This window comes from Acidovorax delafieldii 2AN, assembly GCF_000175235.1.
Taxonomy (GTDB): Bacteria; Pseudomonadota; Gammaproteobacteria; order Burkholderiales; family Burkholderiaceae_C; genus Acidovorax; species Acidovorax delafieldii_B.
In genome coordinates this window covers 1-4,733 of the sequence record NZ_ACQT01000267.1, presented here as the reverse complement: position 1 = coordinate 4,733, position 4,733 = coordinate 1, and the positions used below count along the sequence as shown (strand labels likewise).

Here is a 4,733-nt window from a genome sequence, read left to right as displayed (position 1 = left end):
ACATGCGGGCAGTTGCAGGCCGCTGTCCAGCGTCAGGCGCGCGCCTGTCACGGGATGGGGCACGGTCAACTGCCATGCGTGCAGCCACAGCCGCTGGTGCCCCAGCCGCTCGGCCCACCAGCGGTTGAGCGGGCCCTTGCCATGGGTGGCATCACCGATGATGGGGTGGGCCAAGTGCTTGAGATGGCGGCGGATCTGGTGGCGCCGCCCCGTGGTGGGCACGGCCTCGACCAGCGATGCCCGCGTGGTGGCAAAACGCGCATCGCTCGGCTCGGGCAGCACGAGCTGCGCCAGGCGGCGAAAGCGGGTGTGGGCGTCTTGCACGGGCGCATGCGCGGGGGCGTCGTCGGGCTTGAGGGCGTGGTCCACCTCGGCGCGTGCGGGCGCCCAGCCGCGCACCAGGGCCAGATAGCGCTTGGTGGTCGCCTGCTGCTCGAACGCCTGCGACAGAGCGCGCGCCGCGTCACTGTGCAAGGCCATCACCAACACGCCGCAGGTGCCTTTATCGAGCCGGTGCACGGGGAATACGTGCTGGCCCAGCTGGTTACGCAGGGCCTGCATCACGAAGCGCGTTTCGCCTGCGTCCAGGCCCGTGCGGTGCACCAGCCAGCCGGCGGGTTTGTAGACCGCGACCAGATGCTCGTCGCGCCAGAGGATGTGCAGGCCAGACATGGCGGGGCTCAGCCTGCCACACAGGACGTGGGGCGCGGCATGCGTCCGCTCAGCGGGTGCGCGGCGGCGGGCAACCGCGAACCTGTCTGTTGTGCAATGGGCATGGGTGGCTGAAAGGAAGGGGCGCAGGGGGCGCGGGGAAGTCGGGCTCGAAACCAGCGCCAGCGGGCTCCGGCACGCAAAGGGCTTGCGGCGATGGCACCGTGCCGAGTGCGGCGCAATATATCGCCATTGCTTCTGCTTGTCATCCGAAGAAAGGCGCGCTGCATGCCGCCAGCGGCGGGCGTTGGGCGCATGGCGGCGCGCTGCCGCCGACAGGCGACGGGGCAACGCGCGACAATCGTGGGCAATGAACAAAACCATTCTTCCTCTGCAATTGCTCGTGGGCCCCGATAGGGCCGACCCTGCGCCGCTGGTCCTCTACCATGGGCGCAATTGTCCCGACGGCTTCGGCGCCGCCCTGGCCGCCTGGCTCTACTACGGCGACGGTGCCGAATACCGCGGGCTTGACCACGGCGATGTCCGTTCGGTGGACGACCTTCCCCCCGTGGAGGGCCGAGCCGTCTACATTCTCGATTTTTCGTTTGCGGCCGATGTGCTGCGCGCCATCGAAGAGCGCGCCGCCAAGCTTGTCATGCTCGACCACCACAAGAGCGCCGCGGAAAAGCTCACGGGGTTTGCCTGCCGCTGTGGCGTGGTGCACTTCGACATGGACAAGTCGGGGGCGCGCCTGGCGTGGGAGTTCTTCCACCCCGGCCAGCCCGTTCCGGCCCTGTTGAAATACATCGAGGACCGCGACATCTGGAAGTGGGAATTTCCCGAAAGCGCGGGCTTTCTGTCGGCCCTCGACATGGAGCCGCAAGAGTTTGCGCGCTGGCAGCAGATTGCGGCTTTCACACCCGAGCAGCTCACGGCCTTCATGGCCCGGGGCGCTGCGATGGACGAAAAATACCGCAAGTTGGCCGCCGACCTTGCCGAAGGCGCGCAGCCGCTGGTGTTCAACGGCGTCGAAGGCCTGATGGTGAACGCCCCCGGCATGTTCCACAGCCTGGTCGGCGACATGCTGTCGGCCCAGACAGGCACGTTTGCACTGATGTGGAGCGCAGGCGCCAAGGGCGTGAAGGTGGGGCTGCGTTCGCAGCGCAATTTCGACTGCATTGCCCTGGCCGAAAGCATGGGCGGCGGCGGCCATGCGCAGGCCTGCGGCTTCAAGATGGGTGCCGATCGGTTGACCGAGCTGCTCAGCGGCGTGTTCAACGCCCAGCCCCCCGCAACCGACTGAGGGCCGCCACGGCGCGCAACGCCGCCCTGGCGGTTGCGCAGGCGTTCAGCGCTGGTGCCGGTGCCGATAGACCCACGGCGGCAGGGGCCTGGCTGCGCCCACAGGGCCCCCTGCCGCTGGCACGCGCCTGCTGCTGCAGTGGCGCCAGGTGCGGGTGGTGGCTGGCATACGGTGTGTACACCCATGCCATCCCCGCGCTGACCTGCGCCGACGCGGCGTCGGTGCCGCCGCAGCGTACATTCGCCACCATGCGCCCGTAGGCATCGCGGTCCAGCGGCTGCAGTGTGGCGCGTTGCCGAAAGCACAGCTGCGCCAGTTGCTGCCGGGAGCGCAGTCCCCAGGCCTGTTTGCGCTCGGGTGCATCGATGGCCGCGATGCGCACTTTGACGGCCTGGTAGGCGCCAGGCGCGCCGCAACGGGCGGTGAGGGTGTCGCCGTCGCTGATGGCGACGACCAGGCAGAGCAGGGCGGAAACAGGCACGGGTGCAGTGGGTCGGGGTGCGATGGCGGGCCGCTCATGGCGGACGGGGAAGACGCGACTATAGGCGTTGGCGTTGGCTCAGTTGCAGGTTGTGCAGCGCAGCGGGCATGGGACGGGTCGGGTTGCGGTGGCCGCTCGGGTTTCGCCACCGGCCAGCCGACAGGGTGGGCGGCGCAGTTCGCCACGGCGATGCGTTGCGGGCAGGCCGAAAACGGGAGGTGGGTGGGGCTGGATGGAAATTGGTGGCGGGTTCAACCGATCGATGCAACCGTTTCGCTGAACACCCCAGCGGGCGTCTTGAAGCCAAGCCAAGCCAAGCCAAGCCAAGCCAAGCCAAGCCAAGCCAAGCCAAGCCAAGCCAAGCCAAGCCGAGCCATGCCATGCCATGCCATGCCATGCCGGGCCGGGCCGGGCCGGTTGCGGTGCAACTCCCACCCGTCAGACGCAGACTGGCCCCGCATTCTTCCGGGCACCACAAAAGCGACGAAGCTGCGTGATTGCTGGGGCGCCTGGCCGGGGGGCTGCTCCCGTTCCTTTCTGGCACCGACCTCTTCCGTCGCTGTCGGCGCGATCTGCCCGGCGCGACGCCGCCGTTGTGCCCAAACAATGGGCAGCGCGTTCCGGCCCAGTGCTGGCGCGGCTTTCGCGGGTTATGCCAGGGGTTTTCCACAGACCAGCCCACAGAGCGTGGGCATAACCCCATCGGGTGCCCTGGCGCATGCGGGGGTGGGGGGAGGGCGGGCGCAGAGGTTCATGGGCGCCCAATGCGGTGCGATGGCATTTTCTGTGCCAGAAATGCCTGATGTGCTTATAAAACAAAGGTTGTTTGCTATCCAAAGAATAGTAAAAATTCCGCCGCAGGTGGCCGCGGGCTGAGGTTCGCGCCGACGCGGGGCGTGTTGCACCGTCGCCTGCACAAAAAAACAGCACCGCCTGCAAACCCAATGCTGGCGCGGGTATTGCGGCTTCTGCAATGGCTTATCCACAGGGTGTTGCACATTGGGCGGGCATAACCTGAAAGGTGTGGGCAAGTGGGGCGGAGTTGCAAGAACCCCGGGGCCTGCCCCACCCGGCCGGGCGCCACCGCGCCCCGGTGGCCGCATGCTGGAGTCCGCATGCGCCCAGCCCTGCTGGGTGGTCGGGCTGTGCGCCATCGAGGCAAGTGTGTCTTCGGCGCTTCCCTCTCTCCGCGCGCCTGCGTGGCGCTCCGGTGCCCCGGCGATCAGCCAAAGAACCGAGGGGCGTCAGGGGGGCGTTGGTGGCGGCTGCCGAGGTTGTGGAGGCTGTCGTAGGGCCGGCGGCCACGGTGCCCGACAGGGCCATCCGGCGCCGGGGGTGCCACGCCAGCGCACTGCCCGCGGCCAGCCCGACGGCATCGGCCAGCCAGTCGGCCCATTCGCCATAGCGCCAGCCGGTGGCTGCCTGCGCCAGCTCAATGGCGCCGCCAAATGCCAGCAGCACGGCAAGCACGCGCCAGGGTCGCCGCGGATAGGCCAGCAGGCCCAAGGTGGCCAGCGCAGTGAAGGCCAGGGCGTGCTGGGCCTTGTCCCACAGGCTGAAAACCTGCGGCGGCAGATAGGCCGTCGGCAGCAGCGACAGCACGGCGACGCACAGTGCCAACGACCAAAAACCCCAGGCCAGGCCCCGCTGCAGCCCGGGTCGGGTGGGTGCTGCGCGCTTCATGCGGCACCGCCTGGCGTGGCTGGCAGGTCTTTTTCGAGCAGGCGCACCAGCGTGTGCAGCAGTCGGTTGACGGGTGTGGCAATGCCTAGCGCCTCGCCCCGGCGCACGATGAAACCGTTGAGGTGGTCGATTTCGCTGCGCTTGCCGCGCGCCAGGTCCTGTGCGGTGGAGGACATCTGCGCGGGCATGGTGGCCGCCAGCCGCAGCACGGCGTCGAGGGTGTCGGGCGGCAGCGCAACGCCGGTGGCCTGTGCCACCTGCAGGCACTCTTGCACGATGTCGCGCATCACCTGCGGCACGGGCAGGCCCGGGCTGTCCATGAGGGCGCCGTAGGGCAGGCGCGTGATGGCCGAGAGCGCGTTGTAGGCGCAGTTGAGCACCAGCTTGGCCCACAGGGCGCCCGCCACGTTGTCCGATACCTGCACGGGCACGCCGGCAGCGCCGAAGGTGGCCGCAATGCCGGGGCTGGCGGGGGCGGTGGCCAGCACCAGTTCGCCGCGCCCGTGGTGGCGCACATGGCCGGGCGCCACCATTTCGGTGGCCACGTACACCACGGCCGGGATGACGGGGCGGCCGATGACGGCCTGCAGGCGCTCGGCGTTGTCCACGCCGTTT

The 4,733-nt window shown here is 68.9% G+C and carries 5 protein-coding genes; 1 reads left to right on the top strand and 4 read right to left on the bottom strand.

All coding sequences use genetic code 11. The features are described from left to right. A partial coding sequence (locus ACDELDRAFT_RS19340) for a pseudouridine synthase (protein ID WP_005799724.1) occupies positions 1-672 on the bottom strand: 672 nt, incomplete at its 3' end. 349 nt (positions 673-1,021) lie between these two features. Between ACDELDRAFT_RS19340 and ACDELDRAFT_RS19335 the strand changes: the two genes are divergently transcribed. Then, positions 1,022-1,954 carry a DHH family phosphoesterase gene (locus ACDELDRAFT_RS19335; RefSeq protein ID WP_005799723.1) on the top strand — a complete coding sequence of 311 codons (933 nt, stop codon included), beginning with the start codon at positions 1,022-1,024 and terminating at the stop codon, positions 1,952-1,954. Here ACDELDRAFT_RS19335 and ACDELDRAFT_RS19330 read toward each other — a convergent pair. The 3 genes from ACDELDRAFT_RS19330 to ACDELDRAFT_RS19320 form a co-directional block, all read right to left on the bottom strand. Next, complete coding sequence (locus ACDELDRAFT_RS19330; RefSeq protein WP_005799722.1) at positions 1,926-2,435, bottom strand: thermonuclease family protein; 510 nt, start codon at positions 2,433-2,435, stop codon at positions 1,926-1,928. The genes ACDELDRAFT_RS19335 and ACDELDRAFT_RS19330 overlap by 29 nt on opposite strands. A gap of 978 nt (positions 2,436-3,413) precedes the next feature. Beyond that, positions 3,414-4,118: a VanZ family protein gene (locus ACDELDRAFT_RS25435; RefSeq protein WP_005799721.1), complete on the bottom strand. Its 705-nt coding sequence runs from the start codon at positions 4,116-4,118 to the stop codon at positions 3,414-3,416. Continuing rightward, positions 4,115-4,733: ketopantoate reductase family protein (locus ACDELDRAFT_RS19320; protein ID WP_005799720.1), on the bottom strand; the 619-nt coding region annotated here is incomplete at its 5' end. The genes ACDELDRAFT_RS19320 and ACDELDRAFT_RS25435, both read right to left, overlap by 4 nt.